The following is a 15,382-nucleotide window of genomic DNA, read 5'->3' on the forward strand; positions in this document are numbered from 1 at the left end:
GGTCTAGCGCCCGGAGCACGCCATGGCCGGGCTGGCCCCTTGAGTTCCCCAGGACGAGGCCCGAAGGTTGCGGCTCAGTATCCGTGCAGGGGGAACCGCCCAATGAACCGCTTAAAGACCTCCGCCGCCGTCCTGGCGGCGTTTTCCGTCCTGGCCGCCGGGCCGGCCAGCGCCGCCGGGCTCTCGACGCAGGAGAAGAAGCTGGTCGCAGCGGCTGGGGCCGAGGAGGCGCGCTCCCTGGCGCTGCTGGAGACGCTGGTCAACATCAACAGCGGCACACTCAACGTCGCGGGCGTGCAGGACGTCGGCAAGCGACTGCAGACCGAGTTCAGGGGCCTCGGATTCGACGTCCGCTGGGTCCCGATGAACGAGATCGGCCGCGCCGGCCACCTGGTCGCCGTTCACAAGGGCTCGGGCAAGGGCAAGCGGATGCTGTTGATCGGACACATGGACACGGTGTTCGAGCCCTCGAGCCCGTTCCAGAAGTATGTTGTCCGCGGCGACATCGCCGAGGGGCCGGGCGTCAACGACATGAAAGGCGGCCTGGTCATCATGATCGGCGCGCTACGGGCGATGAAGGCCGCCGGAACCCTGAAGGACGCCGACATTACCGTCGTGCTGACCGGCGACGAGGAGCGGGCCGGGCGACCATTGACCACGTCTCGCGCGGACCTGATCAACGCCGCCAAGGCCAGCGATCTGGCGCTGGAGTTCGAGGGCCTGGCGCAGGAGAACGGCAAGGACATGGCCTCGATCGCCCGGCGCTCCTCGACCGACTGGACGCTCAAGGTCACAGCCAAGTCGGGCCATTCGTCGGGGATCTTCAGCGATGCGGCCGGCTATGGCGCGGCCTACGAACTGGCCCGCATCGTCGACGCCTTCCGCCGCGAGGCGCGCGAGGTCAACGCGACCTTCAATGTCGGCTACATGGCCGCCGGAACGACCGCCGCGGCGAACGAGACCGACACCGGCGCGGCCGCGACCGGGAAGACCAACATCATTCCGGCGCAGGCCGTGGCGCGAGGCGACCTGCGGACGCTCTCCAACGCCCAGACCGAGAGCATCCGCGCCAAGATGGCGGCGATCGTCAGCCAGCCCCTGGGCGGGGCCAAGGCCGAGATCAGTTTCCAGGACGGCTATCCGGCCATGGCGCCCAGCGCCGGCTCGCGCGCGCTGCTCGCCAAGCTGAACGAGGTGAACCGCGACCTTGGTCTGGCGACCATGCCGGAACTGGATCCGCTGAAGCGCGGCGCCGGCGACATCGGCTTCGTCGGCGACCTGCTGCCGGGCCTCATCGGCTTTGGCGCCGCGGGCGAGGGCGCCCATGCGCCGGGCGAGACCATGGAGCTGAAGAGCCTGGACCGCCAGACCAAGCGGGCGGCTTTGTTCATGAGCCGGATGGCGCGGCCCTAAGCCAGGGCCGCGGCGTACGCGTCGAGGCCCTTTCGCAGGTCGGCCACCAGGTCGGCCTCCGCCTCGAGCCCGATGTGCAGGCGCATGAGCGGGCCTCCATAGGCCGGCGCGAACTTGCGTTTGCCGAGTTGTGGGTCGCTGACGATCGCCAGGCTTTCGAAGCCGCCCCAAGAGAAGCCGAGCCCGAACAGCGTAAGGGCGTCGAGGAAGGCGTCGGCGGCCTGGGCGGATCCGGGACGCAGGACGAACCCGAAGAGGCCGCAGGCGCCGCTATAGTCGCGCTTCCAGAGCTCGTGGTCCTGCGAGCCGGGCAGGGCAGGGTGGATGACCTGCGCCACCTCGGGCTGCCGCTGCAGCCAGGCGGCGATGCGCAAGGCCGCCTCGCCCTGCTGCTTGAGGCGAGCTGGCAGCGTGCGCAGGCCGCGAAGCATCTGGTAGGCGTCCTCGGCCGAGACCGCCCAGCCGAGATTGTGGACGCCGTCGGCAAGCGCGTGCACGAGCGCCGGATCGCGCGCGGCGGCTGAACCCATGAAGACGTCGGAATGGCCGCCGACATACTTGGTCAGGGCCTGGACGCTGATGTCCACGCCATGCTCCAGCGGCTTGAAGAGGTAGCCGGCGCCCCAGGTGTTGTCGGTTAGGGTCAGGACGCCCCGCGGGCGGGCCAACGCCGCCACGGCGGCGACGTCCTGCATCTCGAAGGTCAGAGAGCCCGGGGATTCCATCGCGATGAGCCGCGTGGCTGGCGTCGCCTGGGCCAGCAGATCTTCCGGCGACAGGCGTGGATCGAAGTAGGTCACGCCGACGCCGTAGCGCTTCAGGACGTTGTCGCAGAACCGGCGGGTCGGCTTGTAGGCGTTGTCGGCGACCAGCACCTCGTCCCCGGCCTTGAGTACGGCCAGCATCGCGCCGGTCACCGCGGCCAGACCTGAGGGATAGAGGCTGACGCCTTGCGCGCCCTCCATCTCGGCGAGAGCGCACTTCAGCGCCTCGTGCGCCGCCAGGCCGGCGCGGCCGTAGGTCAGGTAGGCGTCATCGTCGTATAGCGCGGCCGCATTGGGCAGCAGGACGGTCGAGCCCTTTTGGATCGGCGGGCCGACCGTCTTGACGAGATCGCAGGGCTTGGAGCCGGCGCGAATGAGACGGGTTTCTTCTGCCATGCGGGTTGACGGGCCGGAGCGAACTTGAACCATGATCGGCCCGCACTTAGAGCCTCGCCAGCTACGCAATCAAGGAGGGCGGCCAAATCTCCGGGCCCAGTATTTCTACGCGAACGATCAGCGGTCTGGCCGCAGCGCTGGCTCTGGCCGCCTGCAGCAAGCCCGAGCCGCCGCCAGCGCCGCCGCCGCCCAAGGTCGAGGCGCCCGCCGCCGCGACGACCTACACGCCCAAACCGAGCCCCACCCTCGCGGCTGTCCGCAAGCGCGGCTGGCTGGCCTGCGGGGTGAATCCCGGCTTGGCGGGCTTCGCCTTCGCAGACGATCGCGGCGCCTGGCGCGGCTTCGACGTCGACATCTGCAGGGCCGTCGCGGCCGCCACGCTGGGCGACGCGAACGCGGTGCGCTTCACCCCGCTGACCGCTACAGACCGCTTCACCGCCCTGCGGGCCGGCAAGATCGATGTGTTGTCGCGCAACACGTCCTGGACCCTGGCGCGGGACGCGGGCGAGGGGATCGACTTCACGGCCATCACTTATTTCGACGGCGAAGGCTTCCTGGCGCCCAAGGCCCTCGCACTGACCAGCGCCGACGAGCTGAACGGGGCGCGAATCTGCGTCCAGGGCGGCACCGCGAGCGAGACCAACCTGGCCGACTACTTCAAGGCGCGGGGCCTGAAGTATCAGCCCGTCGTGGTCAAGACCGAGGCCGAGGCCCGGGCGCTCTACCAGAACGACGGTTGCGACGCCTTCACGGCCGACGTCTCGGCGCTGGCGTCCTCACGCTCGGTGATGAACACGCCCAACGCCCACGTGATCCTGCCGACGGTGATCTCCAAGGAGCCGCAGTCGCCCGCCGTGCGCCAGGACGATCCGGTCTGGACCGACATCGTGCGATGGACGATCTATTCGCTGATCCTGGCCGAGGAGCTCGGCGTCAGCTCGAAGACGGCGGCGGACCTCCAGAAGAACTCACCAGATCCGCGCGTGCGACGGCTGCTGGGAGCGGACGGCGATTTCGGTGCGCCGCTGGGGTTGAAGGCCGACTTCGGCTATCAGGCCATCGCCCAGGTCGGCGCCTATGACGAGATCTTCGATCGCAACGTCGGCAAGGGTTCGGCCCTGAAGCTTGAGCGCGGTCACAACGCGTTGTGGAACGCTGCTCAGCCGGGCCTGCTCTACGCTCCGCCGATCCGCTAGGGCCCAGTGACGATGGGCGTGTCCGGCAGGCCGCCCCATTCGGTCCAGGAGCCGTCATAGACCGCCGTGCGGTCCAGGCCGAGCCGCGCCAGGGCGAGCGCCAGGACCGAGGCGGTGACGCCCGACCCGCAGGTCGTGACGATCGGCGTGCCGAGATCGACGCCGGCCCCCTTGAACACCGCCTTCAGTTCGTCGGCCGGACGCAGCGTGCCGTCCTGCGCCACGACCTGCTCCCAGGGCAGGCTGGCGGCGCCGGGCATATGCCCGGACCGCAGCCCGGCCCGAGGCTCGGGCGCCTCGCCGGTGAAGCGGGCGGCCGAGCGGGCGTCGACCATCCGCGCCGAACCGTCGTCAAGGATGGCGCGCACCTCGGCGGCGTTGCGCACCAGGCCGGGATCGAAGGCCGGGGCGACCTCGACCGCGCGAGGATAGACTTCGCCGGCCTCGACCGGGCGGCCCTCGGCCATCCATTTGCGCAAACCCCCATCCAGGACATAGACGCGAGCGTAGCCCATGGCCCGCAGAGTCCACCACACGCGAGCGGCCGAGCGGATGCCGTGCGTGTCGTAGATCACGATGTCCACGTCGCGCGGCAGGCCCAGCTCGCCGGCAGCTTTCGCGAACGCCTCGGAGGTCGGCAGCATGTGCGGCAGGTCGCTGGCGCGGTCTGCGATAGCGTCGATGTCGAAGAACACCGCGCCCGGGATATGGACCTGCAGGTATTCCTCGCGGCCGTCGCGGGCCTCGGCCGGCATGTGCCAGCTGCCGTCGACCACACGGACGTCGGGCGTGCGCAGGCGATCGGCCAGCCAGGCTGTAGAGACGACGGGATCCATGCTCAGAGCCACTTCGGGATGGGGAAGCCACGCTCCTTCAGGAACGCAGGGTTGAAGATCTTGCTCTGGTAGCGCGAACCCTGGTCGCAGAGCACGGTCACGATGGTGTGGCCCGGGCCCATGTCCTTGGCCATGCGGATCGCGCCGGCGACGTTGATGCCGGTGGAGCCGCCCATGACCAGGCCCTCGTGCTCGACCATGTCGAAGATGACGTTCAGCATCTCGACGTCGTCGATGCGGTAGGGATGGTCGATGGTCAGGCCTTCCAGATTGGCGGTGATGCGGCCCTGGCCGATACCTTCACTGATCGACGCGCCCTCGGACTTCAGCTCGCCGTCGGCGTACCAGGAATAGAGCGCCGCGCCGTGCGGGTCGGCCAGCCCGATCCTGATGTCGGGATTGCGCGCGCGCAGGCCCTGGGCGACGCCAGCGAGCGTGCCGCCCGATCCGACCGCGCAGATGAAGCCGTCGACCTTGCCGCCGGTCTGCTCCCAGATTTCGGGGGCCGTGGTCTCGATATGAGCCTGGCGGTTGGCGACGTTGTCGAACTGGTTGGCCCAGATCGCGCCGGCCGGCTCCTTGGCGTTCAGCTCCTCGGCCAGGCGGCCGGAATAGCGGACGTAATTATCGGGATTGGAGTAGGGGACCGCATCGACTTCGACCAGCTCGGCGCCGAGCAGCCGGATGGCGTCCTTCTTCTCCTGGCTCTGGGTCCGCGGAATGACGATGGTGGTCCGGTACCCGCTGGCGGCTCCGACCATGGCCAGGCCGATGCCGGTGTTGCCAGCCGTGCCCTCGACGATACGACCGCCGGGCCGCAGCACGCCGCGCCGTTCGGCGTCGCGCACGATGTAGAGCGCCGCACGGTCCTTGACCGATGCGCCGGGGTTCATGAACTCGGCCTTGCCGTAGATGTCGCATCCCGTAGCCTCGCTGGCGCGGCGCAGGCGGATGAGGGGCGTGTTTCCGATCGCGTCCAGGACGCTGCTTGCAACGGTCATGGCCGACTACTTAAGCCGGGCGGCAGGCGCAGAACAGGGGGCAAACCCCTCAGCTTTCGTCGAACCGGCCTAAGCTGTTCTGGGGCCTAGGCCCGCGCGAGGCTGAGCTGCACCACGTTGGTCCGCTCGGTGCGGAAGCCGGCCTCGCAATAGCTGAGATAGAAGCGCCAGAGCTTGCGGAACCGCTCGTCGAAGCCGAGCTGGGCGATCTCGTCCCAGGCGCTTTCGAAGCGCTTGCCCCATTCGGCCAGTGTGTCGGCGTAGTCCTGGCCGAAGCGGACGACGCCCGTCCAGGGCAGGCCCGCAGCCTTGGTCACCGCCTGCAGCTTCGCCTCCGACGGCAGCATGCCGCCCGGGAAGATGTACTTCTGTATGAAGTCCGCCCGGCGACGATAGGCGTCGAATATCTCGTCGCGGATGGTGATGATCTGCAGCCCGGCGCGGCCGCCAGGCGCCAGCACGTCGCGGATCTTGCCGAAATAGGTTGGCCAGTAGCGCTCGCCCACGGCCTCGAACATCTCGATGGAAGCCACACGATCGAAGCGTCCTTCGACGTCGCGGTAGTCGACCATCCGGATCTCGGCCTTTTCGTTGAGGCCCTGGTCGAACAGCCGCTTGCGGGCGAAATCGAACTGCTCCTTGGAGATGGTGATGCCGGTGACCTTGGCCCCGACCTCTGTCGCCGCAAACTCGGCGAAGCCGCCCCAGCCGCAGCCGATCTCCAGCACGGACTGGCCGCGCTTCAGGTCCATGCCTTCGGCGAGGCTGCGGTATTTGGCCGTCTGGGCGCGGTCGAGCGGCTGGCCCGGCCGCTCGTAGCGGGCGGAGGAATAGGTCATGGTCCGGTCGAGCCAGCGCGAATAGAAGGCGTTGCCCAAGTCATAGTGGGCATGGATGTTCTTGCGCGAACCCTTACGAGTGTTGGCGTTGAGGCTGTGGCCGATGAAATTCACCGCCCGCATCACCGGATTTCCGAGGAACAACCTGGCGAGCCGGTCGAAGTTCAGGCTCATCGCAGAAAGCACCGCCGAAAGGTCGGGCGTATCCCACTCGCCGGCCATGTAGCCCTCGGCGAAGCCTATGTCGCCGGCGGCCAGCACCCGGCGCATGAACCGGAAGTCGTGGACGATGATCCGGGCATCGAAGCCGGGTTCGGTTCCCTTGATCCGCAGTTCGCGGCCGGATGGCGTGATGAAGGTGAGTGTTCCCTGACGCCAGTTCAGCGCCAGCAATCGGGCTGCGAACCGGAAGGCGGCCGGCGCCCCGTCGAGGGCGGGCAGCTTCCCGAACGCGCGAGGTGAAGCGGCGATCGCCGCCAACGATGGTTCATGCGCCAGGCTCATGGTCGCAACCCTCGATTTTTCACAAGCGTAACACTGCATTTGGGATTGAGGCGAATCAACACCAGTACGCGGCGGCGCGCCGATCGGTTTTGGGGGTTCACGTTTTCGCGCTTGTGAAGCTGACCAGCGCGCGCCACTTAGGCCCCAGCGGCGCAGCGCGCCGATCAGCAAAGCCGGGATTGTCATGACCGTACTGACGCTTAACCGCTGGAACCTGTCGATCGGGGACGGCCAGCCGCTGGTGGTGATCGCAGGGCTCAACGTGATCGAGGACCTCGACCTGGCCCTTGAGACCGGCCGGCGGCTGAAGGCGGTGACGGCGGAGCTAGGCCTGCCCTACGTGTTCAAGGCCAGCTTCGACAAGGCCAACCGATCCTCGGTCAAGAGCTATCGCGGGCCGGGCCTCAAGGAAGGCCTGAAGATCCTGGCCGAAGTGAAGGCGCAGTTGAACGTGCCCATCTGCACCGACCTGCATGAGGTCGAGCAGGCCGAGCCGGTGGCTGCCGTCGCCGACATCACCCAGATTCCCGCCTTCCTCTGCCGACAGACCGACCTGGTGGTCGCGACCGCCAAGGCGACGGGCGCGGCGGGGGGACTGATGCACGTGAAAAAGGCCCAGTTCCTGGCCCCCTGGGACTGCAAGAACATCCTCAATAAGATCAAGGAGGTGTCCGACGTCGGCGTCGTGCTTTGCGAACGTGGCAGCTCCTTCGGCTATAACAATCTGGTGGTCGACATGCTCGGCATCCCTGAGATGAAGAAGCTGGGGGCGCCTGTGACCATTGACGCGACCCATGCCGTGCAGTTGCCCGGCGCGGACCCGCGCACAGGCGGCGCCTCGACCGGCGGGCGCAGAGACGGCGTGGCGATGATCGCGAAGGCCGCTGTGGCGGTCGGCGCCAACGGCGTCTTCCTCGAATTCCATCCCGAGCCGGACAAGGCGCTGTGCGACGGGCCGAGCTGCTTGCCGCTCGACGGCGCGCGCGACCTGCTGGCGGGCCTCAAAGCCATCCATGCAGCCGTGCAGTAAACGGCGTAGGCTCTGACCCATGGACTTGGCCGCGCTTCAAAAGATCCTCACCGCGCTCTCCGGCGCCCGCATCGTCTGCGTCGGCGACCTGATGGTCGACCGGTTCGTTTATGGCGAGGTGACCCGCGTCTCGCCCGAGGCGCCGATCCCGGTGCTGGCGCGCAAGCGGGAACTGGTGATGTTGGGCGCGGCCGGCAACGTGGCGCGCAACGCCGCGGCCCTCGGCGGCGATGTCTGCCTGGTCGGCATGATCGGGGGCGACGCCGAGGGCCTGGAGGCCCTGCGGCTGATGAAAGCCGAGGACGGGGTCGAGGGTTTCGTCGTCACGGACCAGACCCGCCCCACGACCCTGAAGACCCGCTTCGTGTCCGGCGGCCAGCAGCTGCTGCGCGTCGACATGGAGACCAGCGGCCCGGCGACCGGCGACGTCGAACAGCGGTTGGTCCGCACCGTGCGCGACGTGGCCAAGGGCGCGGGCGTGATCCTGCTGTCAGACTACGGCAAGGGCGTCGTCACCCCGGCGGTGATCGAGGCATGCCGCGCGTCCGGTGCGCTGATGATCGTGGATTCCAAGGCCCGCAGCTTCGCACGCTACGGCGCCGTCGACATCGTCAAGCCGAACGCGGCCGAACTGGCCCATGCCACCGACATGCCGACTCAGAGCGACGCCGAGGTCGAGGCCGCCCTGGCGCACGCCCTGACGCTGTGCGAGGCCAAGGCGATCCTGGTGACTCGCGCGGCCAAAGGCATATCGCTCGCCGTGCGCGGCGAACCCGTCCGTCATTTCCCTGGAGCGCCGCGCGAGGTGTTCGACGCCTCGGGGGCGGGTGACACGACCCTGGCCGCGCTGGGCGTCGCCCTGGCTGGCAAGGTCGCCGTCGCCGACGCCATCGCGTTCGCGATGCTCGCCTCGGGCGTTGCGGTCGGAAAGGCGGGCACCGCGGTCGTGACGCCTGAAGAACTGATAGAGGCCTCGATCACCGCGCACATGGCGCCGGCGGAGGCCAAGGTCGCCACGCCCCAACGTATGGTCGACGAGATCGCCCGCTGGCGCGCCAAGGGCCTGAAGGTCGGCTTCACCAACGGCTGCTTCGATATCCTGCACCGAGGTCACGTCGCCTATCTGGCCCAGGCGCGGGCCTGGTGCGACCGGCTGATCGTCGGTGTCAATTCCGACCGTTCTGTGCGCGCGCTGAAAGGCGAGGGGCGTCCGGTCAACGACCTGGAGAGCCGCGCGATGGTGCTGGCCGGCCTGGGCTCGGTGGACCTAGTGGCGCCGTTCGACGAGGACACTCCCATGGCGCTGATCGGGGCCGCGCGCCCCGACGTGCTGATAAAGGGCGCCGACTACACGGAAAGCGAGGTCGTCGGCGGCGAGTTCGTGAAATCTTATGGGGGCGAGGTCAGGCTGGCCCAGCTCGTGGACGGCTATTCCACGACCGCGGCCATTGCTCGGATGCAGGAGAAGGCATGAGCCGTCGCATCATCTTCGTCACCGGCGGAGCCGGCTTCATCGGCTCCAACATCGTGGCCAAGCTGGCCGAGGATCCGGCGCTGGACGTCGTGGTCTGCGACCGGCTGCGGGAGGCCGAGCTCGGCAAATGGCGCAACATCGCCAAGCATCCGATCGGCGACTTCGTGGCGCCCGAAGCGATGTTCGACTGGCTGGAAAAGCGTTGGCGGGACGTCGAGCTCGTCGTGCACATGGGCGCGGTCTCATCCACGACCGAGCCGGACGCCGACAAGATCATCCATTCGAACTTCACCTTGTCACGCGACCTGTTCCGCTGGTGCGCCGATCGTCAGCGGCGCTTCGTCTATGCCTCGTCGGCCGCGACCTACGGCGACGCCACAGACTTCCAGGACCGCGACGACCTGGAGTCGCTTGCAGCTCTAAGGCCGCTGAACACGTATGGCTGGTCCAAGTCGCTGTTCGACCTTTTCGCCGCCCGCCAAGCCGCACGCGACTACGCGCCGCCGCAATGGGTCGGGCTCAAGTTCTTCAACGTTTACGGGCCGAACGAAGAACATAAGCACTCGATGAAGTCGGTCATTTCCCAGATCTGGCCGAAGGTCCGCGACGGCCACGCCGTGCAGCTTTTCAAGTCCTATCGCGAGGGCGTGCCGGATGGGGGGCAGACACGCGATTTCGTCTATGTGCGCGACGTCGCCGACGTGATCGCCTGGCTGGCCAACAACGAGCAGGTCAACGGGGTCTACAACCTCGGCTCGGGTACGGCGCGGACCTTCGAGGACCTGGCCCGGGCGGTGTTCGCCGCAGCCGGCCGGACCCCGGAGATCGAATATACGCCCATGCCCCCGGCCATCCGCGACAAGTACCAGTACTTCACCCAGGCGCACATGGAACGGCTGCAGCATGCAGGCTACAATCAGCCCATGACCAGCCTCGAGGACGGCGTGAGCGACTACGTGAAGCGCTATCTTTCTCAGCCAGACCCCTACCGCTAGGCGCGCATGGCCGAGCGTCCGCGGGGCTTCAAGCGTCTGGTCGCGGCGGTCGCGGTGATGATCGCCGCGATCCTTGTGGCCGGCGCCTATGTCTGGCGCGACGACATCCTGCGCACCCGGCTGGACCCCAAGGAGCCGTTCCAGACCTACGACCCGCCGCCCGCGCCCGACTATGCGCAGCGCGCGTCCTGGGCGCTGATGCCGGGGGCGCCGGAGGCGCCGACGGCCGCCGAACCGCCCGCCGACGTGTTCTTCGTCGGGCCGACCACCTTCGACGGCGGCCGCCACTGGAACGCTCCGATCGACGATCCCCAGGCCGACCGGCTGTTCCGCCGGGTGATGGCGCCCAACTACGCCGGGCCGTTCGTGCGTGTGGGGCGCATCTTCGCGCCACGCTACCGCCAAGCCAGCCTCTACACGATGATGACACTGCGCGAGGACGCCAAGGAGGCGCGCCGCTTTGCGTATTCCGACGTCGCCGCCGCATTCCGCTACTATCTGGCTCATTACAACCAGGGCCGGCCCGTCGTCGTAGTCGGGGTGGAGCAGGGCGGCACGCTCGCCGCCCGCTTGCTGGCCGAGGAGACGGCGCGTGACCCGGCGCTGAAGGAGCAGATCGCGGCCGCCTATCTGATCCAGACCGTAGTGCCGGCCAGCACGCCCCCGCTGCCGCCGTGCCTGGCGCCGCGGCAGAGCGGGTGCCTGGCAGCCTGGGCCCAGGTCTACGAGGGTGATCCCGAACGCGCTCAGGCGCTGCTCGACCGCTCGCTGGTCTGGGGACCGGGCGCGCAGCTCGAGAACCTGCAGGGGCGCACGCCGATCTGCTTCAACCCGTTGTTCGGCGGCGTAGTGGACGGCGAGGCGCCCGCGCGCCTGAACCAAGGCGCAACCAACGCCACCGGCCTGGAATGGGGCGCGCGGCCGGCGTTCCTGACTCGCCAGGTCGGGGCCAGATGCGAGAACGGGCTGCTGCGCGTGACCCGACCGCAATCTGCCTCGCTTAAGCCGTCGGGGTCGTGGACGGACCGGCGGCGGATGCCGCCCTATAATCTCTTCTACGCCGACCTCGAGGCCGACGCCGCCGGACGCGTCGAAGGCTTGCTGGCCAGGCCCTAGCGGCTCATCGTGGTGCAAAAGGGAGATGCGCCATGGACAACCGCCAGATCGTCCTCGAGAGCCTGCCGCAGGGCAAGCTGAGCCCCGATCATTTCCGGTTGCAGACCGCGCCCAGGCCACAGCCGGAGGACGGCCAGGTGCTGGTGCGCACCCGCTACATCTCGTTGGACGCCGCAAACCGGGCATGGATGCAGGGCGCCACCTATCGTTCGGCCCTGCAGGCGGGCGACGTCATGGCCGGCGGCGCGGTCGCCGAGGTGGTCGAGAGCCGGGCCGAAGGCCTGAAACCCGGCGACCTGGTCTTTGCCGACACCGGTTGGCAAGACTATGCGGCGGTGAAGGCCGCGGGACTGTCGAAGCTTCCCGATCTGCAGCCCCTGACCCATCTGATCAGTGTCTATGGCGTGGCGGGCCTGACAGCCTATTTCGGCCTGATCGAGTGCGGCCGCCCGCAGGCGGGAGAGACGGTCGTGGTCTCGGCCGCCGCCGGCTCGGTCGGATCCATCGCCGGCCAGATCGCCCGGCTGAAGGGCTGTCGCGTAGTCGGGATCGCCGGCGGGGCCGAGAAGTGCGACTGGCTGAAGAGCGAACTCGGCTTCGACGAGGCGGTCGACTACAAGGCCGGCGACGTCCGCCGCGCCCTGCGCGCGGCCTGCCCCCAGGGGATCGACGTCTACTTCGACAACGTGGGCGGCGAGATCTTCGAGGCGGCATTGTTCGGCATGAACAACTTCGGCCGCATCGCCTGCTGCGGCGCGGTCTCGCAGTATGACGGCGCCGCCCCGTCCCACGGCCCGCGCGGCGTGCCGGGCCTCATCGTCACCAAGCGGCTCGGCGTCCGCGGTTTCATCGTGTCGGACTTCTACGACCGCACCGACATCGCCCTGGCCGAGCTCAGGGGCTGGGTCGAAAGCGGCGCTTTGAAGGTGCAGGAGGACGTGATCGAGGGCCTTGAGAACACGCCCGCCGCCTTGGTCGGCCTTCTGGCCGGCGAGAACCGCGGCAAGCGGATGGTGAAGGTCGTCTAACCAGCGTCCTTGAGCGGCGAAGCGGGGCGCCAATCGAACAGCTCCTGCAACACACGCAGCGCCTTGCCACGCTCGGAGACGAACTCGGGATCGCGCTGCATGATCAGACGCGCGTCGTCGCCAGCCGCCGCGATCAGGTCGCGGTGGGCGATGGGATCGGCGAAGACATAAGCCGGAAAGCCCGACTGGCGCAGGCCGAGCGCGTCGCCGCCGCCGCGCAGCTCCAAGTCGGTCTCGGCGATCAGGAAGCCGTCGTCGGTCTTGCGCAGGATATCGAGCCGTTTCTGGGCGCTTTCCGACAACGGCGGATCGTAGAGCAGCAGGCAAGCGCTCTCGCGCGAGCCCCGCCCGACACGTCCGCGCAACTGATGCAGTTGGGCCAGGCCGAAGCGCTCGGCCTGTTCGATCACCATGATGGTCGCGTTGGGGACGTTGACGCCCACCTCGACCACGGTCGTGGCGACCAGCACGCCGATCTTGCCATCGGCGAAGTCGGCCATCACCGCGTCCTTCTCGGCTCCGGTCATCTTGCCGTGGACCAGACCGACACTGGGGCCGATCCGCTGGCGCAGCTCCTCGGCGCGCTTCTCGGCGGCCTTCAGGTCGACCAGCTCTGACTCCGAGACCAGCGGACAGATCCAGAAAGCCTGCGCGCCCTGAGCCACGACCTGGTGCAGGCGCGCCTCGACTTCTTCCAGCCGGTTCATCGGCACCGCCCGGGTGGCGACCGGCGTGCGGCCGGGGGGCTTCTCGTCGATACGCGAGACGTCGAGATCGCCGTAAACGGTCAGTTCCAGGGTTCGCGGGATCGGGGTCGCCGACATGGCGATCAGGTGCACGGCCTCACCCTTGGACTGCAGGCGCTGGCGCTCGGCCACGCCGAAGCGGTGCTGCTCGTCGATCACCGCCAGTTGCAGGTTCTGAAAAGCGACGTCGTCCTGGAAGAGAGCGTGGGTCCCGACCGCCACCTTGACTGCCCCCGAGGCCAGGGCCCGCAGCTTTTCGGCGCGGCCTGCGCCCTTGTCGCGCCCGGTCAGCAGGATGGCGGGCACGCCGTGTTCGGAGAGCGGGCCGGAGATGGTCTCGAAGTGCTGGCGCGCGAGGATCTCGGTTGGCGCCATCAGGGCGCTCTGCGCGCCGCCTGCCGCGACGTCGGCCATGGCCAGCATGGCCACGACCGTCTTGCCTGATCCGACGTCGCCCTGGATCAGGCGGCTCATCTTCTCGCCGGCCGCGAGGTCGCGGCGCACGTCGGTCAACGCCCTGTGTTGGGCGCCGGTGAGCTTGAAGGGCAGGTCGGCTTGGATCTTCGGCGCGATATCGCCGGCGGCGATGGCCGGGGCCGGCGCGGCCCGTCGGTCGGCCTTGCGCTGGGCCATGGCCAGTTGATGCGCCAGCAGTTCGTCGAACGCCAGCCGCCGGGCGTGGCGCGTCTGCGGCGACAGGTCGGCCTCGCCTTCGGGGGCGTGCATCTGAGCCAAGGCCTCACGCCAGCTCGGAAAGCCCTCGCGCGCCAGCCAGGCGGCGTCCTGCCATTCGGGCAGATCCGGTGTTCGCGCCAGGGCTTCGAGGGCGAACTTGCGCACTGTGCGGGGCGGCAGGCCCGCCGTCGCCGGATAGACCGCCTCGAAGGCCGGAATTTCAGCTGCGCGTTCCGGCGGCAGCAGATAGTCGGGGTGGGCGATCTGCAGGTTCAGGCCGAACCGCTCGACCTTGCCGCTGACCACTCGGCGCGATCCGACCGGATGCTTGGCCTCCAGGTCGCCCCCGAAACGGCCGAAGAAGACAAGGGTCAGTATCCCGGTGTCGTCGTGCGCCTCGATGCGCCAGGGCTGCTGGGGCGCGCGGGGGCGCTTGTAGGCGTCGATCTGCACCTCGAAGACCTGGACTGCGCCCTCAAGGGCCGCGACGACGCTGGTGCGGTCGCGGCGGATGACCGAGTGCGGGCGCAGGAACGCCACGTCGCGCACGATCGGCCCGGCCAGCTTTTCCAACAACGGCGCCACGCGCGCGCCGACCCCCTTCAGCGAGGTGATGGGCGCATAGAGCGGGAAAAGAATCTCGGGCCGCATAGGGGGAACATAGCGCGACCGTGGACAGCCTGCGGCGCCCATGATGAAGTTCGACAAACACCCTGGGGGGAATCGGGATGCGTAGTGCGCTTTTGACGGCGGCGTGCGTTGTCTGGCTGGCCGGCTGCAGCCAGTCGTCCGGAGAGGCCGAGACCGAAGCCAAGGCGCCCGTCGCGCCGCCGGCCGTCGCCGCCGATCCGACATTCACGGGGATGACGCGGCCGAAGGGCGACGCCCAGTTCGGCTATTACCTTCCGACAACCGAGGTGAAGGTCGGCAACTATCGCCTCGACAACCTGCATATCGCCGGCCAGCAGGGCTTCAACGACTGGGAGAGCGGCCAGCGGACCAAGACCTATGCGCCGGTCATGCTGGAGTTCGTCGACGTCACCAGCCCGGCGCGCAAGAACGCGCTCGGCAACGTGGTCTACTCGGTGAAGCTGAAGGTCCTGCCGACCGCCTATCTCGTGACGGACGAGCGTGTGCGCATGGTCGGCAGCCACCCGAAGCTCGGCGAGGTCCGCATCGACGCCAACATCGACGCCGCGGCCCTGCGCAAGAGCAAGGCGACCAAGGGCAAGGACGGAGCGGTCGTCGTCACCGGCCCTCTCCAGGTCGGTGACACGCCGTTCAGCTCGGTGTCCTTCAAATGGCTGGGCGGCGACTGGGGATAGACCCTGGCGCGGGCGGCCGGGGCGGCCTATATCGGCCGCTCCTC

Annotated in this window: 13 protein-coding genes; 8 read left to right on the plus strand and 5 right to left on the minus strand. The window is 68.5% G+C overall.

The annotated features are described in order from the left end of the window. Positions 1–102 precede the first annotated feature (102 nt). Positions 103–1,413: a M20/M25/M40 family metallo-hydrolase gene (locus ACE3T2_RS15495; protein ID WP_374658904.1), complete on the plus strand. Its 1,311-nt coding sequence runs from the start codon at positions 103–105 to the stop codon at positions 1,411–1,413. Here ACE3T2_RS15495 and metC read toward each other — a convergent pair. Then, positions 1,410–2,573: a cystathionine beta-lyase gene (metC, locus tag ACE3T2_RS15500; protein WP_374658906.1), complete on the minus strand. Its 1,164-nt coding sequence runs from the start codon at positions 2,571–2,573 to the stop codon at positions 1,410–1,412. The genes ACE3T2_RS15495 and metC overlap by 4 nt on opposite strands. 143 nt (positions 2,574–2,716) lie before the next feature. Between metC and ACE3T2_RS15505 the strand changes: the two genes are divergently transcribed. After that, entirely contained in the window at positions 2,717–3,769 is a 1,053-nt protein-coding gene (locus ACE3T2_RS15505) for an amino acid ABC transporter substrate-binding protein (protein WP_374659054.1), read from the plus strand. Here ACE3T2_RS15505 and sseA read toward each other — a convergent pair. The 3 genes from sseA to ACE3T2_RS15520 all read right to left on the minus strand — a co-directional run bounded on the left by sseA (position 3,766) and on the right by ACE3T2_RS15520 (position 6,949). Then, the gene (gene sseA, locus ACE3T2_RS15510; RefSeq protein WP_374658908.1) at positions 3,766–4,605 is read right to left on the minus strand and encodes a 3-mercaptopyruvate sulfurtransferase; all 840 of its coding nucleotides are present in this window, start codon (positions 4,603–4,605) and stop codon (positions 3,766–3,768) included. The genes ACE3T2_RS15505 and sseA overlap by 4 nt on opposite strands. Before the next feature lie 2 nt (positions 4,606–4,607). Beyond that, positions 4,608–5,606: a cysteine synthase A gene (locus ACE3T2_RS15515; protein ID WP_374658910.1), complete on the minus strand. Its 999-nt coding sequence runs from the start codon at positions 5,604–5,606 to the stop codon at positions 4,608–4,610. An 86-nt stretch (positions 5,607–5,692) separates the two neighbouring features. After that, positions 5,693–6,949, minus strand: a complete 1,257-nt coding sequence (locus ACE3T2_RS15520; RefSeq protein ID WP_374658912.1) for a class I SAM-dependent methyltransferase — start codon at positions 6,947–6,949, stop codon at positions 5,693–5,695. Between the two features lie 184 nt (positions 6,950–7,133). Here ACE3T2_RS15520 and kdsA point away from each other — a divergent pair, with 184 nt between their 5' ends. The 5 genes from kdsA to ACE3T2_RS15545 are packed head-to-tail and all read left to right on the plus strand — an operon-like array spanning position 7,134 to position 12,592. Beyond that, positions 7,134–7,979: a 3-deoxy-8-phosphooctulonate synthase gene (kdsA, locus tag ACE3T2_RS15525; RefSeq protein WP_374658914.1), complete on the plus strand. Its 846-nt coding sequence runs from the start codon at positions 7,134–7,136 to the stop codon at positions 7,977–7,979. 19 nt (positions 7,980–7,998) lie between these two features. Next, positions 7,999–9,453, plus strand: a complete 1,455-nt coding sequence (gene rfaE2, locus ACE3T2_RS15530) for a D-glycero-beta-D-manno-heptose 1-phosphate adenylyltransferase (RefSeq protein WP_374658916.1) — start codon at positions 7,999–8,001, stop codon at positions 9,451–9,453. Then, the gene (rfaD, locus tag ACE3T2_RS15535; RefSeq protein WP_374658918.1) at positions 9,450–10,448 is read left to right on the plus strand and encodes an ADP-glyceromanno-heptose 6-epimerase; all 999 of its coding nucleotides are present in this window, start codon (positions 9,450–9,452) and stop codon (positions 10,446–10,448) included. The genes rfaE2 and rfaD overlap by 4 nt, the downstream gene beginning before the upstream one ends. A 6-nt stretch (positions 10,449–10,454) precedes the next feature. Continuing rightward, positions 10,455–11,564, plus strand: a complete 1,110-nt coding sequence (locus tag ACE3T2_RS15540; protein WP_374658920.1) for a DUF3089 domain-containing protein — start codon at positions 10,455–10,457, stop codon at positions 11,562–11,564. Positions 11,565–11,596: 32 nt separating this feature from the next. Further along, positions 11,597–12,592: an NADP-dependent oxidoreductase gene (locus ACE3T2_RS15545; protein ID WP_374658922.1), complete on the plus strand. Its 996-nt coding sequence runs from the start codon at positions 11,597–11,599 to the stop codon at positions 12,590–12,592. Here ACE3T2_RS15545 and recG read toward each other — a convergent pair. Next, on the minus strand, positions 12,589–14,664 hold the full coding sequence (recG, locus tag ACE3T2_RS15550) for an ATP-dependent DNA helicase RecG (protein WP_374658924.1): 2,076 nt from the start codon (positions 14,662–14,664) through the stop codon (positions 12,589–12,591). The genes ACE3T2_RS15545 and recG overlap by 4 nt on opposite strands. Before the next feature lie 77 nt (positions 14,665–14,741). Between recG and ACE3T2_RS15555 the strand changes: the two genes are divergently transcribed. Beyond that, on the plus strand, positions 14,742–15,338 hold the full coding sequence (locus ACE3T2_RS15555; RefSeq protein ID WP_374658926.1) for a hypothetical protein: 597 nt from the start codon (positions 14,742–14,744) through the stop codon (positions 15,336–15,338). The last annotated feature ends 44 nt before the right edge of the window (positions 15,339–15,382 follow it).

Origin of the sequence: Phenylobacterium sp., from assembly GCF_041919955.1 — a bacterium.
Taxonomy (GTDB): domain Bacteria; phylum Pseudomonadota; class Alphaproteobacteria; order Caulobacterales; family Caulobacteraceae; genus Phenylobacterium.